This is a genomic window from Pseudomonas sp. S5D5 (assembly GCF_003013355.1).
GTDB classification, from domain to species: domain Bacteria; phylum Pseudomonadota; class Gammaproteobacteria; order Pseudomonadales; family Pseudomonadaceae; genus Aquipseudomonas; species Aquipseudomonas aylmerensis.
Window position 1 is genome coordinate 245,661 of record NZ_PTEO01000001.1, and the last position, 15,987, is coordinate 261,647.

Consider the following 15,987-nt stretch of genomic DNA (forward strand, 5'->3'; position numbering starts at 1 on the left):
ATGCGCGCAGATGTGCTGATTGTCGGGGCCGGAATGGTCGGAAGCGCCCTGGCGCTGGCGTTGCAAGGCAGTGGCCTGCAGGTGCTGCTGCTGGATGGCAGCCCGCTGAGCGTCAAGCCGTTTGACCCCGAAGCGGCCTTCGAGCCACGGGTGAGCGCCTTGTCGACCGCCAGCCAGCGCATCCTTGAGCGCCTGGGTGTGTGGGACGGCATCGTCTCGCGACGTGCCAGCCCTTACGGCGAGATGCAGGTGTGGGATGGCAGCGGCACCGGGCAGATCCACTTTTCGGCGGCCAGCGTGCATGCCGAGGTGCTCGGGCACATCGTCGAGAACCGCGTGGTGCAGGATGCCTTGCTCGATCGCTTGCACGACTGCGACCTGGGCCTGTTGGCCAATGCGCGCCTGGAGCAGATGCGCCGCTCCGGCGACGACTGGCTGCTGACCCTGGCCGACGGTCGCAAGCTGCGCGCGCCGCTGGTGGTGGCCGCCGATGGCGCCAACTCCGCGGTACGCCGCCTGACCGGCACCGCGACCCGCGAATGGGATTACCTGCATAACGCTATCGTCACCAGCGTGCGCAGCAGCCAACCGCACCAGCGCACGGCGTGGCAACGCTTTACCGACACCGGCCCGCTGGCGTTCTTGCCGCTGGCGCGCGATGGACAGGAAGACTGGTGCTCGATCGTCTGGTCGACCACACCGGCAGAATCCGAACGCTTGATGGCGCTGGATGACGAAAGCTTTTGCCGTGAACTCGAGCGCGCCTTTGAGGGGCGACTCGGCACGGTGATCAGCGCCGACCCGCGTGTCTGCGTGCCATTGCGTCAGCGTCACGCCAAGCGCTATGTGGCCGAAGGCCTGGCGCTGATCGGCGATGCGGCCCACGTGATCCACCCGTTGGCGGGGCAGGGCGTGAACCTGGGCTTTCTCGACGCGGCGGTGCTGGCCGAGGTGCTGTTGTCGGCGACCGAACGCGGCGAGCGCCTGGCCGATGTGAAAGTGCTGAGCCGCTACGAACGCCGGCGCATGCCCCACAACCTGGCACTGATGGCGGCGATGGAGGGCTTTGAGCGCCTGTTCCAGGCCGACCAACTGCCGTTGCGCTGGTTGCGCAATGCGGGCTTGAAGCTGGTCGACCAGATGCCGGAAGCCAAGGCGGTGTTTGTGCGCCAGGCGTTGGGCCTCACCGGCGATCTCCCGGAACTGGCCAAGCCATGAGCTCAACGCGACCTGTGTAGGCGCCGGCTTGCCGGCGATGAGGCGAGCCTCGTGCAACATCTGGTAACGCCTCCGCCAAGCGCCACTAAATGTGAGTCCTTATCATTTGCCTTCTTTTTGCAAATGAGAGACCGCACCCATGTTGGCACCCAAGCGCCTCCTGACTGCCCTGGCACTCACCCTTCTCGGCAGCACCACCGTGCAGGCCGCCGATGAAGTCGTGGTCTACTCCTCGCGCATCGACGAACTGATCAAGCCGGTGTTCGACGCCTACACCCAGAAGACCGGTGTAAAGGTGAAGTTCATTACCGACAAGGAAGCCCCGCTGATGCAGCGCATCAAGGCCGAGGGCGAAAACGCCACCGCCGACCTGTTGCTGACCGTCGACGCCGGCAACCTCTGGCAGGCCGAGCAAATGGGCATCCTGCAGCCGTTCACCTCCGCGGTAATCGACAAGAACATCCCCCTGCAATACCGCTCCTCAAACCACGCCTGGACCGGTTTGAGCCTGCGCGCGCGGACCATTGCCTATTCAACCGACCGGGTCAAACCGGGTGACCTGACCACTTATGAGGCCTTGGCCGACAAGCAATGGGAAGGCCGCCTGTGCCTGCGCACGGCGAAGAAGGTCTACAACCAGTCGCTGACCGCGACCCTGATCGAAACCCATGGTGCGGCCAAGACCGAAGAAATCGTCAAGGGCTGGGTCAACAACCTGTCCACCGATGTGTTCTCGGACGACATCGCGGTACTGGAGGCGATCAACGCCGGCCAATGCGACGTGGGTATCGTCAATACCTACTATTACGGCCGCCTGCACAAGCAGAACCCGGCGCTCGCGGTGAAGCTGTTCTGGCCAAACCAGGGCGACCGTGGCGTGCATGTGAACCTGTCGGGTATCGGCCTGACCAAAAACGCGCCACACCCGGAAGCCGCCAAGGCCTTGGTGGAGTGGATGACCACGCCTGAGGCGCAGAAGATCTTTGCCGATGTAAACCAGGAGTTCCCGGCCAACCCGGCGGTACCGCCGTCGGCCGAAGTGGCGACCTGGGGCAAGTTCGTCGCCGACACCTTGCCGGTTGAAGTCGCGGGCAAGCGCCAGGCCGAGGCGATTCGTTTGATGGATCGGGCGGGTTGGAACTGAGTACAATTTTCAAGACACCGCCGATCTAATTGTGGGAGCGGGCTTGCTCGCGAAAGCGCCGTGTCAGTCGATACCTGAGTGACTGATACACCGCTTTCGCGAGCAAGCCCGCTCCCACATTGGTTAGCGGCGCCTTCAAAATCTTTATTTTTCTGAGAGCTTCTCCTTGGCCCACCCCGCCCAACGCCGCTGGTACCTGCCGGTCTTCACCGTCGCTGCCTTGGTGCTGCTGCCGCTGAGCGTACTGTTGCTGTCCTGGCAAAGCATCGATGCGCAAATCTGGTCCCATCTGTGGGAAACCCAGATGCCTCGCCTCTTGGGCAACACCCTGACCCTGGTGCTGGGGGTTGGCGTCGGCGTCACCCTGTTGGGCGTGAGCCTGGCCTGGCTGACCAGCCTCTGCGAATTCCCCGGCAGGCGCTGGCTGGATTGGGCGTTGATGCTGCCCTTCGCTATTCCGGCCTATGTGCTTGCGTTTGTGTTCGTCGGCTTGCTGGACTTCGCCGGCCCGGTGCAAACCCTTCTGCGCGAATGGTTTGGCACCGGCTTGCGCCTGCCGCGAGTTCGGTCCACCAGCGGCGTGATCATTGTGTTGGTGCTGGTGTTCTATCCCTACGTGTACCTGCTGGCGCGCACCGCGTTTCTGGCCCAGGGCAAAGGCCTGATGGAAGCCGCGCGGGTGTTGGGGCAGTCGCCCTGGCAAGCGTTCTGGCGTGTCGCTTTGCCCATGGCGCGGCCGGCGATTGGCGCGGGTGTGGCGCTGGCATTGATGGAGACCCTGGCGGATTTCGGCGCGGTCTCGGTGTTCAACTTCGACACCTTCACCACCGCCATCTACAAGACCTGGTACGGCTTTTTCAGTCTGTCCAGCGCAGCGCAGCTGGCCAGCCTGTTGCTGCTGGTGGTGATGCTGGTGCTGTATGGCGAGCGGCGCGCACGAGGTGCCAGCCGCCCAGGCAATGAACGACCACGGGGTAAAGCCCTGTATCACTTGCGAGGGTTCAAGGCGGTCGCGGCCAGCAGTTGGTGTGGCCTGGTGTTTGCCTGTGCCTTTGTGATTCCGATGCTGCAACTGGTCGCCTGGTTCTGGCAGCGTGGCCGCTTCGACCTGGATGAACGTTATTCAGGCCTGATCGTGCATACCCTTTACCTGGGCGGCATCGCGGCGCTGATCACCGTCAGCGTGGCGTTGCTATTGGCGTTCGCCAACCGCCTGGCGCCGACCCGGGCGATTCGCTCCGGCATCAGCCTGGCCAACGTCGGCTACGCCCTGCCGGGCTCGGTGCTGGCTGTGTCGATCATGCTGGCGTTCAGTTACCTGGACCGTGAGCTGGTGGTGCCACTGTCGGCATGGCTCGGCGGCGCGGGCAAGCCCTTGCTGTTGGGTAGCCTGTCGGCGCTGGTGCTGGCGTATCTGGTGCGTTTCCTGGCGGTGGCCTATGGTCCGCTGGAAAACAGCCTGGCACGCATCCGCCCGTCCCTGCCGGAGGCGGCGCGCAGTCTCGGGGTGAGTGGTCCACGACTGTTTTGCAAAGTGTATCTGCCGCTGTTGTTGCCCGGGACATTGAGCGCGGCGCTGCTGGTATTTGTCGATGTGCTCAAGGAAATGCCGGCAACCCTGCTGATGCGGCCTTTTGGCTGGGACACCCTGGCCGTGCGGATTTTCGAAATGACCAGCGAAGGGGAGTGGGCGCGGGCGTCATTACCGGCCTTGACCCTGGTGTTGGTGGGCTTGCTGCCGGTGATCGGGCTGATCCGACGCTCTGCCCGGCAAATCGGTTAGGTGCCAGTCCTACGGCTTGAGGCTACAATGCGCGGCATTCGGTGCGGTCCGTCTTTCGGATCGAGTCGCTGTGCGTGGCTGCAGGCCTTGTAAATCAAGGTGTCCAGCGCGGACGGCAACGCTGCGCACCTTCGCCACGCCCGGAAGGAGAAACCCATGGGACAGCGTACGCCTCTGTATGACCTGCATCTCGCCCTAGGCGCGAAAATGGTCGATTTTGGCGGTTGGGATATGCCTCTGCACTACGGCTCGCAAGTTGAAGAACACCATCAGGTGCGACGCGACTGCGGGGTGTTTGATGTATCTCATATGACCGTGATCGATGTCACCGGCCCCCAGGCCAAGGAATGGCTCCAGCACCTGCTGGCCAATGATGTCGATCGTTTGCATGGCTGCGGCCGTGCGCTCTACAGCGCCATGCTCAATGAGCAGGGCGGAGTGGTGGACGACATGATCGTCTACCGTACCGAAACCGGCTATCGCCTGGTGGTCAATGCTGCCACCCGCGACCAGGACATGGCCTGGATGCAGGCGCAACTGGGCAGCTACCCGGTGCAGCTGCATGAGCGCCCCGAGTTGGCCATGCTGGCCATTCAAGGCCCGCACGCCCGGCAGAAGATCGCCGAACTGGTGACCCAGGCGCGCGCCACCCTGATCCACCAGCTCAAGCCCTTCGAAGGCCAGGCCGATGGCGACTGGTTTATCGCACGCACCGGTTATACCGGTGAAGACGGCCTGGAAATTGTGCTGCCTGCCGATCAGGCCCCGGGTTTCTTCAATGACCTGGTGGGTGCCGGTATTTCACCCATCGGCCTTGGCGCCCGCGATACGCTGCGCCTGGAGGCCGGCATGAACCTGTACGGCCAGGATATCCACCAGGACGTTTCGCCGCTGGCGGCCAACATGGCCTGGAGCATTGCCTGGGAGCCGGCCGAACGCGAGTTCATCGGGCGCGCCGCGCTGGAAGCTGAACTGGCGGCGGGTGTGCAGTTCAAACTGGTCGGGCTGGTGCTTGAAGAACGCGGGGTTTTACGCGCTCATCAGGTGGTTCGTATCGCCAATGTTGGCGAAGGAGAGATCACCAGTGGTAGTTTCTCTCCTACGCTGAGCAAATCCATTGCCCTGGCGCGTGTACCGACGGCGACAGCCGATCGGGCCGAAGTGGAAATCCGCGGCAAGTGGTACCCGGTTCGAGTGGTCAAGCCGACCTTCGTGCGCCATGGCAAAACCCTGATCTAACTATTTCCGGCAGGCCAAAGGCCGCTGACATTACTTCTTGAGGACACAGATTATGAGCGATATCCCTGCCGACCTGCGTTTTGCTGAAAGTCACGAATGGGCTCGTCTGGAAGCTGACGGCACGGTGACTGTCGGTATTTCCGACCACGCTCAGGAAGCGCTGGGGGACGTGGTGTTTGTTGAGCTGGCCGAGGTTGGCGCCCAGTTTGGCGCGACTGATCAGGCGGGTGTGGTGGAGTCGGTCAAGGCCGCTTCGGATATCTACGCCCCGGTGGCAGGCGAAGTGATTGCCGTCAACGAAGAGCTGAGTGGTAGCCCTGAGCTGCTGAACTCTGACCCGTATGGCGCGTGGATCTTCAAGCTCAAGCCAAGCAACCCGGCTGACCTGGAAAAACTGCTGGACGCCGCCGGCTACAAAGCTGCCATCGGCGAGTAAACCATGTAGGCGCTGGCTTGCCTGCGATGCGGGCACCTCGGTGTATCAGTGATACCCAGGTGATGCAGTCGCAGGCAAGCCAGCTCCCACGGTCGATTGTGACTAGCCGGCTTGCAGCACTGCCTTGACGGCTGCCACCGAACGCTCCACATCTGCCTCTGTCATCGCCGTAAACATCGGCAACGACACGATCAAACGTCCCACACGCTCAGCTACCGGAAACATGCCTTCCTTGAATCCCTGCGCCCGATACAGGCTCAGCAGGTGGATCGGCGGGTAGTGATAGCCAATGCCGACGCCATGGGCTTGCATCTGCTCCATGAAGGTGGCGCGGGCGGGCAGGCCGTCCTGACGCTCCGGCAGCACCAGCTGGAACAGGTGCCAGTTACTGTTCTCGAAGTCCGCCGGCGGCAATTGCGCGCCATACTTTTCCTCGAAGTCGCTGCCAAAGCACTTGAAGTAGTGTCGCGCCAGATTCTGGCGATGGGCGGTGATCTTCTCGATATGCGCGAACTGCCCCAAGCCGATGGCGGCGGCGATATCGGTCATGTTGAACTTGCCGCCCAGCACATCCACATCGAGGCCGTCGAAACCCGTGCGGGTGACGCCCTGCAGGCGATATTTTTCTGCCAGGCGCGCTTCTTCAGCGTTATTCAGCACCAGACAACCGCCCTCGGAGGAGGTGATGTTCTTGTTGGCCTGGAAGCTGAACGACACGAAGTCACCCGTGGCCCCAATGCGCTCGCCATCCCAGCTGGAACCCAGCGCCTGGGCCGCGTCTTCAATGATGCGCAAGTTGTACTTGTTAGCCAGGGCATAGAGCATCGGCATATCCAGCGGCAGACCGGCGAGGTACACCGGGATGATCGCCTTGGTACGCGGGGTAATCGCTGCTTCGACCTGGGCCAGGTCGATATTGCGAGTGACCGGGTCGATGTCGGCGAACACCGGCGTGGCGCCCACTTCCAGGATCACGTTGGCCGTGGCAACCCAGGAGATCGGCGTGGTGATGACTTCATCACCTGGGCCGATGCCCGCGATGCGCAGGGCTATCTCCATGGTGCAGGTGCCCGAGTTGAACGTACGCACCGGGCGACCGCCAAAGTATTCCGACAGCTGCGCCTCGAATGCCTGCACTTTTGGCCCGCTGGTGATCCAGCCCGAGCGCAATACATCGCCCACCGCCGAGATGGTGGCTTCATCGATGGTAGGTTTGGAAAATGGCAGAAAAGGCTGTTGGCTCATGACGACGAAGGCATCCGTTTCAGATTGGCGATGAGTAGGCAAGGTATCAGTACCGGCATGGTTGCACGGCTAGACTGAATATAGCCTGTCATCCGTGAATGAATCGTCGTGTCACGGGCAAAAAAATGCCGCTTTATCAGCGGCATTCTTCAGGGAGTGAAAATCACTCGGTGACAGCGTTTTTCGCGAGGATGGCGTTGGCCAGCTCCATGTCCGTGGCCTGCAGGCCAGGGTTATCGGCGCGGACTTTCTGCATCGCAGCTTCCAGGTATGGGCCACGGATGCCGCCGTCGCTGGCAACAAAGCTGCCGGCATCGTCTTGTGCGGCGACCACCAGCTTGTGGTCCTTGAAAGTCAGGTACGTCGAGCCGGTGGTGGCGCCCGACGAGATGACATTGCGCCAGAAGCTGTCGGCCATGGCTGAACCGACAGGGAGGGAAAGCACAGCAAGGGTTGCGACAGCATATTTGAGACGCATGATGGGTGACTCCGGGTGGGTTATCTGTACTTTATGATTGTAGTAAGCCCAGCCGAGTTCCATCACTGACTAAACAGTTTCAACCTTCAATACGGCACCTTCCCGACCAATTACCCGTACATGAGCGCCTACAGGGCTGTCGGGACCGGTGACCATCCACACGCCATCGCCGACTTTTACCTTGCCGCGACCCTCGACAATTGCCTGATGCACCACAAAGGTGCGCCCGACCAGCTCGGAACCACGCTCGTTCAGCCCCGGTTGGTCACTGACCTTGGCGCTGCTGCGCTGGCGTTTCCACCAGTACACCGCCGTGAGGATCGACAATACGGCGAACAGCAGCAGTTGCCATTCCAGTCCCAAGGGCGGGACCAGGAACTTGATCACGCCGACTGCGGCTGCTGCGATGCCCATCCACAGCAGGTAGCCACCAGCGCCGAATACCTCGAGTATCAACAGCACGGTGCCGAGTGCCAGCCAATCCCAGAATGACAAATTCAGCAGGAAATCCCACATGGCGATGGCCTCAGCCTTTCTTGCTGTCGAACGTTGCCTTGACGATCTCACCGATACCGCCGACCGCGCCGATTACTTGGCTGGCTTCCAGCGGCATCAGGATGACCTTGCTGTTGTTGGCCGAAGCCAGCTTGCCCAGGGCGTCGATGTATTTTTGCGCGACGAAGTAGTTGACCGCCTGCACGTTGCCCGATGCGATCGCCTCCGACACCACCTGGGTGGCGCGCGCTTCGGCTTCGGCCTGGCGCTCGCGGGCCTCGGACTCAAGGAAGGCCGCCTGACGGCTACCTTCGGCTTCGAGGATCTGCGCCTGCTTCTTGCCTTCGGCGGTCAGGATCGCCGATGCCCGCAGGCCTTCGGCCTCGAGGATTTGTGCACGCTTGATCCGCTCGGCTTTCATCTGGCCGGACATGGCAGCCATCAGGTCGGCGGGCGGGCTGATGTCCTTGATCTCGATACGGGTGATCTTGATACCCCAGGGGGCGGTGGCTTCATCCACGGTTTTCAGCAGTTTTTCGTTGATGCCGTCACGCTGGCTGAGCATCGCATCCAGCTCCATCGAGCCGAGCACCGTACGGATATTGGTTTGCAGCAGGTTGCGGATGGCGTGCTCGAGGTTGTTGACCTCGTAGGCGGCCTGGGCGGTATTGACCACCTGGAAGAAGCACACGGCGTCGATCTGCACGGTGGCGTTGTCGGCGGTGATCACTTCCTGCGGCGGGATATCCAGCACGCTTTCCATCACGTTGATCTTGCGACCGATGCGGTCCATGACCGGGATGATGATGTTCAGGCCGGGCTTGAGGGTGTTGGTGTAGCGGCCAAAGCGCTCGACCGTCCACTGGTAGCCCTGGGGCACTACCTTGAAACCCATGAAGAGGATGGCGACGGCCAACCCCACGAAAAGAAGCAGTACGGTTCCGATCTGCATAGCGATTCCTTATCTAAGAATGTCAGTAAAACGACAGTCGGCCGATTGTAACGGGGTTGTCACCGATAAAGACGCTTTCACCGCGCAACCAGCAAAGGATTTGTTACCGAATCCCCAGGCGTTACCCGTAATACCTCCGCTAGCGAGGTGAGCCCCGCCTTTACCTTGTGCATGCCGGCCATGCGCAAGCTGCACATGCCCTGGGCAATGGCCGCCTGACGCAGGGCGTGCACATCGGCGCCGGGCGTGATCAGGGCCTTGAGGTTTTCAGTCATGACCATCACCTCGTAGACCCCGGCACGGCCGCGGTAGCCGCTGTGCCGGCACTCCACACAACCGCTGGCCTCGTGGGTGTCACCCATGGCGCGCTTGCAGTGAGGGCATAACAGGCGCACCAGGCGCTGCGCCATGACGCCCAGTAGCGTCGCCTTGATCAAATAATGAGCAATTCCAAGCTCCTGCAGGCGGCTGATGGCACCCGGTGCATCGTTGGTATGCAAAGTCGACAGCACGAGATGTCCGGTCAGCGCAGCCTGGATCGCCATTTCTGCGGTTTCCTGGTCGCGAATCTCGCCGATCATGATGATGTCCGGGTCCTGGCGCAGCAGGGCGCGGATGCCGCTGGCGAAGGTCAGTCCGATGCTGTGTTGCACCTGCATCTGGTTGAACGAAGGCTCAACCATCTCGATCGGGTCTTCCACGGTGCACAGGTTGACCTCGCGGGTCGCGAGTTGCTTGAGCGTGGTGTAAAGGGTGCTGGTCTTGCCTGAGCCGGTCGGTCCGGTCACCAGGATGATGCCATTGGCCTGGCGGGTCATGGCCTGCCAGCGTTGCTGGTCGTCGCTGGAAAGGCCCAATTGGTCAAAATCCCTGAGCAGTACCTGCGGGTCGAAAATCCGCATCACCAGTTTCTCGCCAAACGCGGTGGGCAAGGTCGAGAGGCGCAGCTCAACTTCCGCACCTGTCGGGCTCTTGGTCTTGATCCGACCATCCTGGGGTTTGCGTTTGTCCGCGACGTTCATGCGTCCCAGGCTTTTCAAGCGGCTGACCACCGCCATCGTGACCTGGGGCGGAAACTGATAAACGTCGTGCAACAGCCCGTCGATGCGAAAGCGCACCCGGCCCTGGTCGCGGCACGGTTCGACATGGATATCACTGGCCCGTTGGCCGAATGCGTACTGCAACAGCCAGTCGACGATATTGACGATATGCGCGTCATTGGCATCTGCCTCCTGGTCACTGGCACCGAGGTTGAGCAGGTCTGCAGTGCCGGGCGTCGCGACCTTTTGCTCTGCGCCACTGACGGACTTCGCCAACCGATAAAACTCGCCGATGCAGCGTTGGATCTCTTGCGGGTTGGCCACCCTGCGCTGGATCGAGCGCTTGAGCACTTGGGCAAGTCCGGCTTCCCAGCTGGTGATATAGGGCTGGGCGCTGGCGACCGTGACGGTCTGCGCATCCACCGCGACCGCCAGGATGGCGTGGCGTTGGGCGAAGGCGTAGGACATCAGCGGCACAATCGTCGCCACGTCGATCTTCAGCGGGTCGATGCGCAGATACGCTTGCCCGACATGCTCGGCCAGCCACTGGGTCAGGGTTTCCAGGCAGGGGCCTGCGGCAGCGATGCATTCCAGTGGATGCCGGCTGTGACTGGCCGGCAGGGTCGACAACCGTTGCGCCACCTCGGGTGTGACCAGCCCATCGTCGACCAATGCCGGCAGCAGTTGATGCAGTTCCAATCGACGGTCAAGGGGCATGCGGGTTTCCTGGCTGGCAGCGGATGTAAGCTACACGCTAGCCAGCGCCTGGATATCTTCCTCCCCGCGTGTATTGCAGCCTTTTACCGAATCGCTGCCACCAGCGCCTGAGCCCCTACGCAGTCGGCTTGGTCCACGTGCAGCGAGCACACGCTGATCAGGTTTCGAATCTTTTCACCGATCACCTGGGCGCGGTGCCAGCTCAAGCCATCCATCATGATTTCGATGTACAGCAGGTCTGCCTCGCGGTTCACCGACACCCGCGCGGGGGTGAGGAACTGCAGGGCGAAATAGTTGAGTACCCGGCACACCACATCGGGTTCAGCCTCGGCAACGATCTGATAATGCGCCTGGCAATGGGCGCTGCTGACGGCCCATGCATCGACGCGGGTTGCAGGGTGGGTGGTTTCGACGGCGTGCATGCGGACTCTCCAGATTCGACTGGAGAAATTTTTACATTCGCCACCGGAGATTTCTTATCTAAGATGGGCACAATTGACGATTAAAAAACTAAATCAATTCAAGATAAGCATCAGAACAGGTATTTTTATGCACGGCGAATTGGACGCCTACGACCGCCGCATCCTGGCCCTGCTGCAAGAGGATGCCTCGCTTTCCAGCGCGCAGATCGCCGAGCAGGTCGGTCTGTCCCAGTCGCCGTGCTGGCGGCGTATTCAGCGGCTCAAGGAGGAGGGCGTGATCCGTGGCCAGGTCACCCTGCTGGATCGCAAGAAGATCGGCCTCAACACGCAGATTTTCGCCGAGATCAAACTCAACGCCCACGGGCGGTCCAACTTCACAGAGTTCACCGAGGCGATTCGCGGGTTTCCGGAAGTGCTGGAGTGCTATGTGCTGATGGGGGCGGTGGATTTTCTGTTGCGCATCGTGACGGCGGATATTGAGGCGTACGAGCGGTTTTTCTTCGAAAAGCTGTCGATGGTGCCGGGGATCCAGGAGGTCAACTCGATTGTCGCGTTATCCGAGATCAAGTCGACCACCAGCCTGCCGGTCCTGCGCTGACCGAGCAGGCCGCATCGCGGCCAAGCCCGGCTCCCGCAAGGGAGTGCATGCCAATGCAGGCGCCAGCTTGCTGGCGATAGCGCTTACAGACGCAGCAGGGTCTTCCACGCGCGGTTCTGATACACCGCAATCGCCTGGTGCATGCGCGCATCCAGCGATTCATCGGTGATCGGCTGGTTGGCCAGTTGCACCAGCTTGTTCAGCTCACCGTACAGACGGTCCAGTTCCGGAATGTCCACCACCTGGCGGGCATGATGCAGCCAGGCCTGGATGCGTTCGATACGCGGCAGTTGCTCGGCGAGGTCTTCCGGTTGCTGCTGGTAGCGCGGCAGTTGCAGGGCGACGGCATCGTCGGCGAGCAGGCGCGGCAGCCAGTTGGTGATTTGCGCGGCGCCCTGGCGGTTGCCACGCACATTGCGATCGGCCGTCCAGGCACGCGCCAGCAGCCAGCGCGAAGCGTTCAGTGAGAACAGGCCCCAGCGCACGTCGTCCAATTCTTCGATGAACTGCTCCGGCGCGGCTTTGCGAATGTCTTCATCGTCGTCACCGGCCTGCACCAGCGGGCGCCAGTCTTCCAGCAGGGCATCCAGTGCGCTGCGCAGTTCGCTGGTGGATTGACGCGGTGCGGCCTGGCCGAGGCTGCCGATCAGGGCACGCAGTTCGCCGAGGTTGTCGACCCAGTCCTGCAACAGGCGCCAGTGACCATTGAAACGGTATTGCTCGGCCAGGCGCTGGCTGCTGCCCAACAGGTGCCACATGATCGCGGCGAATGCGTCATCCAACGGCATTTCGGCGTGCAACTGCGGCGCTGGCAGGCTCAGGGAGTAGCTGCTGGCGTCGTACAGGCGGTAGCCGCGCTCGGCCTTGCTGATGTCGCACGGCATCAGTGCGAGGGTGGCGGCCAACTCGGCGGCCAGTTCCAGCAGGGCCGCCGGTTCGCCTTCGCGCAGTTCCAGTTCCAGCTCGCAGATTTCTTCTTTCTGCTTGCCGACCACCACGTGGCCGAGGTCCAGGGCCGCTTCGATCACGACTTTGGCCTTGCCTCGGCCCCAGGCGATTTCGGCGCGCTCACGCACGAAGTCAGTGGTGAAGATTGGCTTGAGGGTCTTTTTATCCAGCTCGGCCAGTTGCTCGGGCCAGCAGTCGCCGTCGAGCTTCTTCACGTCGAGCTTGGCTTTGGGCAATTCCCAGTTGTACTCGTTACGTTCCGACAAACCGGCGACGCTCTGGCCACGGGTCTTGAGGGTCTGGATCACGTCGTCACCGTCCTTGCGCAGGCGCAGCGCGACCTTGGCCTGGGCCAGGTCGCGTTCGGGGGTGTCGAAGTACTGGTTCATCAACTCACGGCGTTCCCAGCCACTTTTGTTGCGTTTTTTCAGTAGCGGGTGCTCACGCAGCGCGGCGAGTGTTTCGCGGCTGACGCGGAGCTTGATTTCGGTTTCTTTCTGCATGGCCGGAAAATCCAGGATCGGGAGCGCAGCCGGGGAAAAGAGTGGCTGCCAAGGCCGTGCAGTGTACAGGACTGAGCCCGGCAACGCGCCGCAACGGTTTATTGTGTCGTGCAGATGGCTCTATAGTGGGGCTCATCCGGGAAGTTGAGAGGCCGCGCATGCCATTACCGTCCATGAAAGAGCAGTTCGCCGCGCTGATTGCCGCGCCTTCGGTCAGTTGTACCCAAGCGTCTCTCGACCAGACCAACCGACCGGTCATCGATTTGCTCGCCGGTTGGCTGGGCGACCTGGGTTTCGTCATCGACATCCAGCAGGTCAGCCCCGGCAAATTCAACCTGCTCGCCAGCTTCGGCAGTGGCCCCGGCGGCCTGGTGCTGGCCGGCCATAGCGATACCGTTCCGTATGACGCTGCGTTGTGGAAGACCGATCCGCTCAAGCTGACGGAAGTCGACGGCCGCTGGGTAGGACTGGGCAGCTGCGACATGAAGGGTTTTTTCGCGCTGGCGATTGAGGCCGTGTTGCCGTTGCTCGATCAACCGTTCAAGCAGCCGTTGCTGATCCTGGCCACCTGTGATGAAGAAAGCTCCATGTCCGGCGCCCGCGCGCTGGCCGAGGCAGGTCGCCCGTTGGGCCGTGCTGCGGTGATCGGCGAGCCTACCGGCCTCAAGCCGATCCGCCTGCACAAAGGCGTGATGATGGAGCGCATCGATATCCTCGGCCAGAGCGGCCATTCGTCGGATCCGAGCCTGGGCCACAGTGCCCTGGAGGCCATGCATGACGCTATCGGCGAACTGCGCGGCCTGCGCCTGGCCTGGCAGCGCGAGTACCGCAACCCGCAATTCAGCGTACCGCAGCCGACCATGAACTTCGGCTGCATTCATGGTGGCGACAACCCCAACCGTATCTGCGGCCAGTGCTCCCTGGAATTCGACCTGCGGCCATTGCCCGGCATGGACCCGCAGGTGCTGCGCGCCGCGATCCGGCAGAAGCTCGAACCCTTGGCCGAGCGCCACAAGGTCAAGATCGACTATGCGCCGTTGTTCCCCGAAGTGCCGCCGTTCGAGCAAGCCGAAGACGCCGAGTTGGTGCGGGTTGCGGAACGATTGACCGGTCATCGTGCCGAAGCAGTAGCGTTCGGCACGGAAGCGCCTTATCTTCAGCGCCTTGGTTGTGAAACCCTGGTGCTCGGCCCTGGCGATATCGCCTGCGCCCACCAGCCGGGCGAGTACCTCGAAATGTCACGCTTGACGCCTACAGTGCGTCTATTGCGTGAATTGATCGAACATTACTGCCTGAAACCTGCATAAATTAACCCTTGCCTGTTCGTACATAGAAGGAGAGCGAGCGTGTCGCCAAGCCTGTTCCGACGATAACCATCAGCCCGCTGTGCGTTTTCACGATTCATCCTTTTTCGGCTGCTTTTTATTACAGGCCCAGGTTTTATGCCCGAATACGTCAATTGGCTTCGTCACGCTTCGCCCTACATCAATGCTCACCGGGACTGCACCTTCGTGGTCATGCTGCCTGGCGACGGTGTGGAACATCCGAACTTCGGCAATATCGTCCACGACCTGGTACTGCTGCACAGCCTCGGCGTGCGCCTGGTGCTGGTGCACGGTTCGCGCCCACAGATCGAAGCGCGCCTTGAGGCGCGCGGCCTGACCCCGGCTTACCACGAAGGCCTGCGCATCACCGATGCCGCAACCCTGGAGTGTGTGATCGACGCGGTCGGCCACCTGCGCATCGCCATCGAAGCGCGCCTTTCCATGGACATGGCCTCGTCGCCGATGCAGGGCTCGCGCCTGCGGGTGGCCAGCGGCAACCTGGTGACCGCGCGACCTATCGGCGTGCTCGAAGGCGTGGATTACCACCACACCGGCGAAGTGCGCCGCGTCGACCGCAAGGGCATCAATCGCCTGCTGGACGAGCGCTCCATCGTGTTGCTGTCGCCGCTGGGCTATTCGCCGACGGGTGAGATTTTCAACCTGGCCTGCGAAGACGTCGCCACTCGCGCCGCCATCGACCTGGGAGCCGACAAGCTGTTGCTGTTCGGCGCCGACCTCGGCCTGATCGATGAAAATGGTCGCCTGGTCCGCGAGCTGCGTCCGCAGCAAGTGCCGGCGCACCTGCAACGTCTGGGCAGCAACTACCAGGCCGAGCTGTTGGATGCCGCCGCCGAGGCTTGCCGTGGCGGCGTCGGGCGCAGCCATATCGTCAGTTACGCCGAAGACGGCGCGCTGCTTACCGAACTGTTCACCCGGGACGGCGGCGGTACGCTGGTGGCCCAGGAACAATTCGAGCTGGTCCGTGAGGCGGCGATTGAAGACGTCGGTGGCTTGCTGGACCTGATCAGCCCGCTGGAAGAGCAGGGCATCCTGGTGCGTCGTTCGCGCGAAGTGCTGGAGCGTGAGATCGAGCAATTCAGTGTGGTCGAGCGCGAAGGCATGATCATCGCCTGTGCGGCGCTGTATCAGATCGCGGATTCGGATGCAGGTGAGCTGGCGTGCCTGGCGGTGAACCCGGAATACCGCCACGGCGGGCGCGGTGATGAGCTGCTCGAACGCATCGAAACTCGTGCGCGGGCCCAGGGTTTGAAGACCTTGTTCGTGCTTACCACGCGCACTGCCCACTGGTTCCGCGAGCGGGGCTTTGTGCCGAGCAGTGTTGATCGCCTGCCGTCGGCACGGGCGTCGCTGTACAACTACCAGCGTAACTCGAAGATCTTCGAAAAGGCGCTGTAACCCCCCATTCTGCAGGAGCCGGCAAGCC

Annotated in this window: 15 protein-coding genes; 8 read left to right on the top strand and 7 right to left on the bottom strand. The window is 62.1% G+C overall.

Translation table 11 applies throughout. The features are described from left to right. The 5 genes from C9990_RS01135 to gcvH all read left to right on the top strand — a co-directional run bounded on the left by C9990_RS01135 (window position 1) and on the right by gcvH (window position 5,820). The gene (locus C9990_RS01135) at window positions 1-1,218 is read left to right on the top strand and encodes a 2-octaprenyl-3-methyl-6-methoxy-1,4-benzoquinol hydroxylase (RefSeq protein ID WP_162946171.1); all 1,218 of its coding nucleotides are present in this window, start codon (window positions 1-3) and stop codon (window positions 1,216-1,218) included. A gap of 139 nt (window positions 1,219-1,357) precedes the next feature. After that, window positions 1,358-2,362, top strand: a complete 1,005-nt coding sequence (locus tag C9990_RS01140; protein ID WP_106802340.1) for an extracellular solute-binding protein — start codon at window positions 1,358-1,360, stop codon at window positions 2,360-2,362. Window positions 2,363-2,528: 166 nt separating this feature from the next. Beyond that, window positions 2,529-4,145: an iron ABC transporter permease gene (locus tag C9990_RS01145; protein ID WP_106802341.1), complete on the top strand. Its 1,617-nt coding sequence runs from the start codon at window positions 2,529-2,531 to the stop codon at window positions 4,143-4,145. Window positions 4,146-4,301: 156 nt separating this feature from the next. Beyond that, window positions 4,302-5,384, top strand: a complete 1,083-nt coding sequence (gcvT, locus tag C9990_RS01150; RefSeq protein WP_106802342.1) for a glycine cleavage system aminomethyltransferase GcvT — start codon at window positions 4,302-4,304, stop codon at window positions 5,382-5,384. Window positions 5,385-5,436: 52 nt separating this feature from the next. Next, window positions 5,437-5,820, top strand: coding sequence for a glycine cleavage system protein GcvH (gene gcvH, locus C9990_RS01155; RefSeq protein ID WP_065902330.1), 384 nt, complete (start codon window positions 5,437-5,439; stop codon window positions 5,818-5,820). A gap of 102 nt (window positions 5,821-5,922) precedes the next feature. Here gcvH and C9990_RS01160 read toward each other — a convergent pair whose 3' ends face one another. From C9990_RS01160 to C9990_RS01185, 6 genes are all read right to left on the bottom strand, one after another. Further along, the gene (locus C9990_RS01160; protein WP_065902328.1) at window positions 5,923-7,065 is read right to left on the bottom strand and encodes a DegT/DnrJ/EryC1/StrS aminotransferase family protein; all 1,143 of its coding nucleotides are present in this window, start codon (window positions 7,063-7,065) and stop codon (window positions 5,923-5,925) included. Window positions 7,066-7,228: 163 nt separating this feature from the next. Beyond that, window positions 7,229-7,543 (bottom strand): DUF2388 domain-containing protein, encoded by a 315-nt coding sequence (locus tag C9990_RS01165; protein ID WP_003176799.1) that lies wholly within the window; start codon window positions 7,541-7,543, stop codon window positions 7,229-7,231. Between the two features lie 69 nt (window positions 7,544-7,612). Beyond that, window positions 7,613-8,059, bottom strand: coding sequence for an NfeD family protein (locus tag C9990_RS01170; RefSeq protein ID WP_065902326.1), 447 nt, complete (start codon window positions 8,057-8,059; stop codon window positions 7,613-7,615). 10 nt (window positions 8,060-8,069) lie between these two features. After that, a complete protein-coding gene (locus tag C9990_RS01175; RefSeq protein ID WP_065902324.1) occupies window positions 8,070-8,990 on the bottom strand; it encodes an SPFH domain-containing protein in 921 nt (306 codons plus the stop codon). Between the two features lie 77 nt (window positions 8,991-9,067). After that, complete coding sequence (locus tag C9990_RS01180) at window positions 9,068-10,747, bottom strand: GspE/PulE family protein (protein ID WP_106802343.1); 1,680 nt, start codon at window positions 10,745-10,747, stop codon at window positions 9,068-9,070. Between the two features lie 83 nt (window positions 10,748-10,830). Next, complete coding sequence (locus C9990_RS01185; RefSeq protein ID WP_065902320.1) at window positions 10,831-11,169, bottom strand: hypothetical protein; 339 nt, start codon at window positions 11,167-11,169, stop codon at window positions 10,831-10,833. A 127-nt stretch (window positions 11,170-11,296) separates the two neighbouring features. On the opposite strand from C9990_RS01185, the gene C9990_RS01190 reads away from it, so the two are divergent. Continuing rightward, complete coding sequence (locus C9990_RS01190; protein WP_106802344.1) at window positions 11,297-11,767, top strand: Lrp/AsnC family transcriptional regulator; 471 nt, start codon at window positions 11,297-11,299, stop codon at window positions 11,765-11,767. 83 nt (window positions 11,768-11,850) lie between these two features. On the opposite strand, the gene C9990_RS01195 is transcribed toward C9990_RS01190, so the two are convergent. Then, entirely contained in the window at window positions 11,851-13,218 is a 1,368-nt protein-coding gene (locus C9990_RS01195; RefSeq protein ID WP_065902316.1) for an inorganic triphosphatase, read from the bottom strand. 158 nt (window positions 13,219-13,376) lie between these two features. On the opposite strand from C9990_RS01195, the gene argE reads away from it, so the two are divergent. Beyond that, window positions 13,377-14,525 (top strand): acetylornithine deacetylase, encoded by a 1,149-nt coding sequence (argE, locus tag C9990_RS01200; RefSeq protein ID WP_106802345.1) that lies wholly within the window; start codon window positions 13,377-13,379, stop codon window positions 14,523-14,525. 135 nt (window positions 14,526-14,660) lie between these two features. Then, window positions 14,661-15,959: an amino-acid N-acetyltransferase gene (argA, locus tag C9990_RS01205; protein WP_065902312.1), complete on the top strand. Its 1,299-nt coding sequence runs from the start codon at window positions 14,661-14,663 to the stop codon at window positions 15,957-15,959. Window positions 15,960-15,987 lie beyond the last annotated feature (28 nt).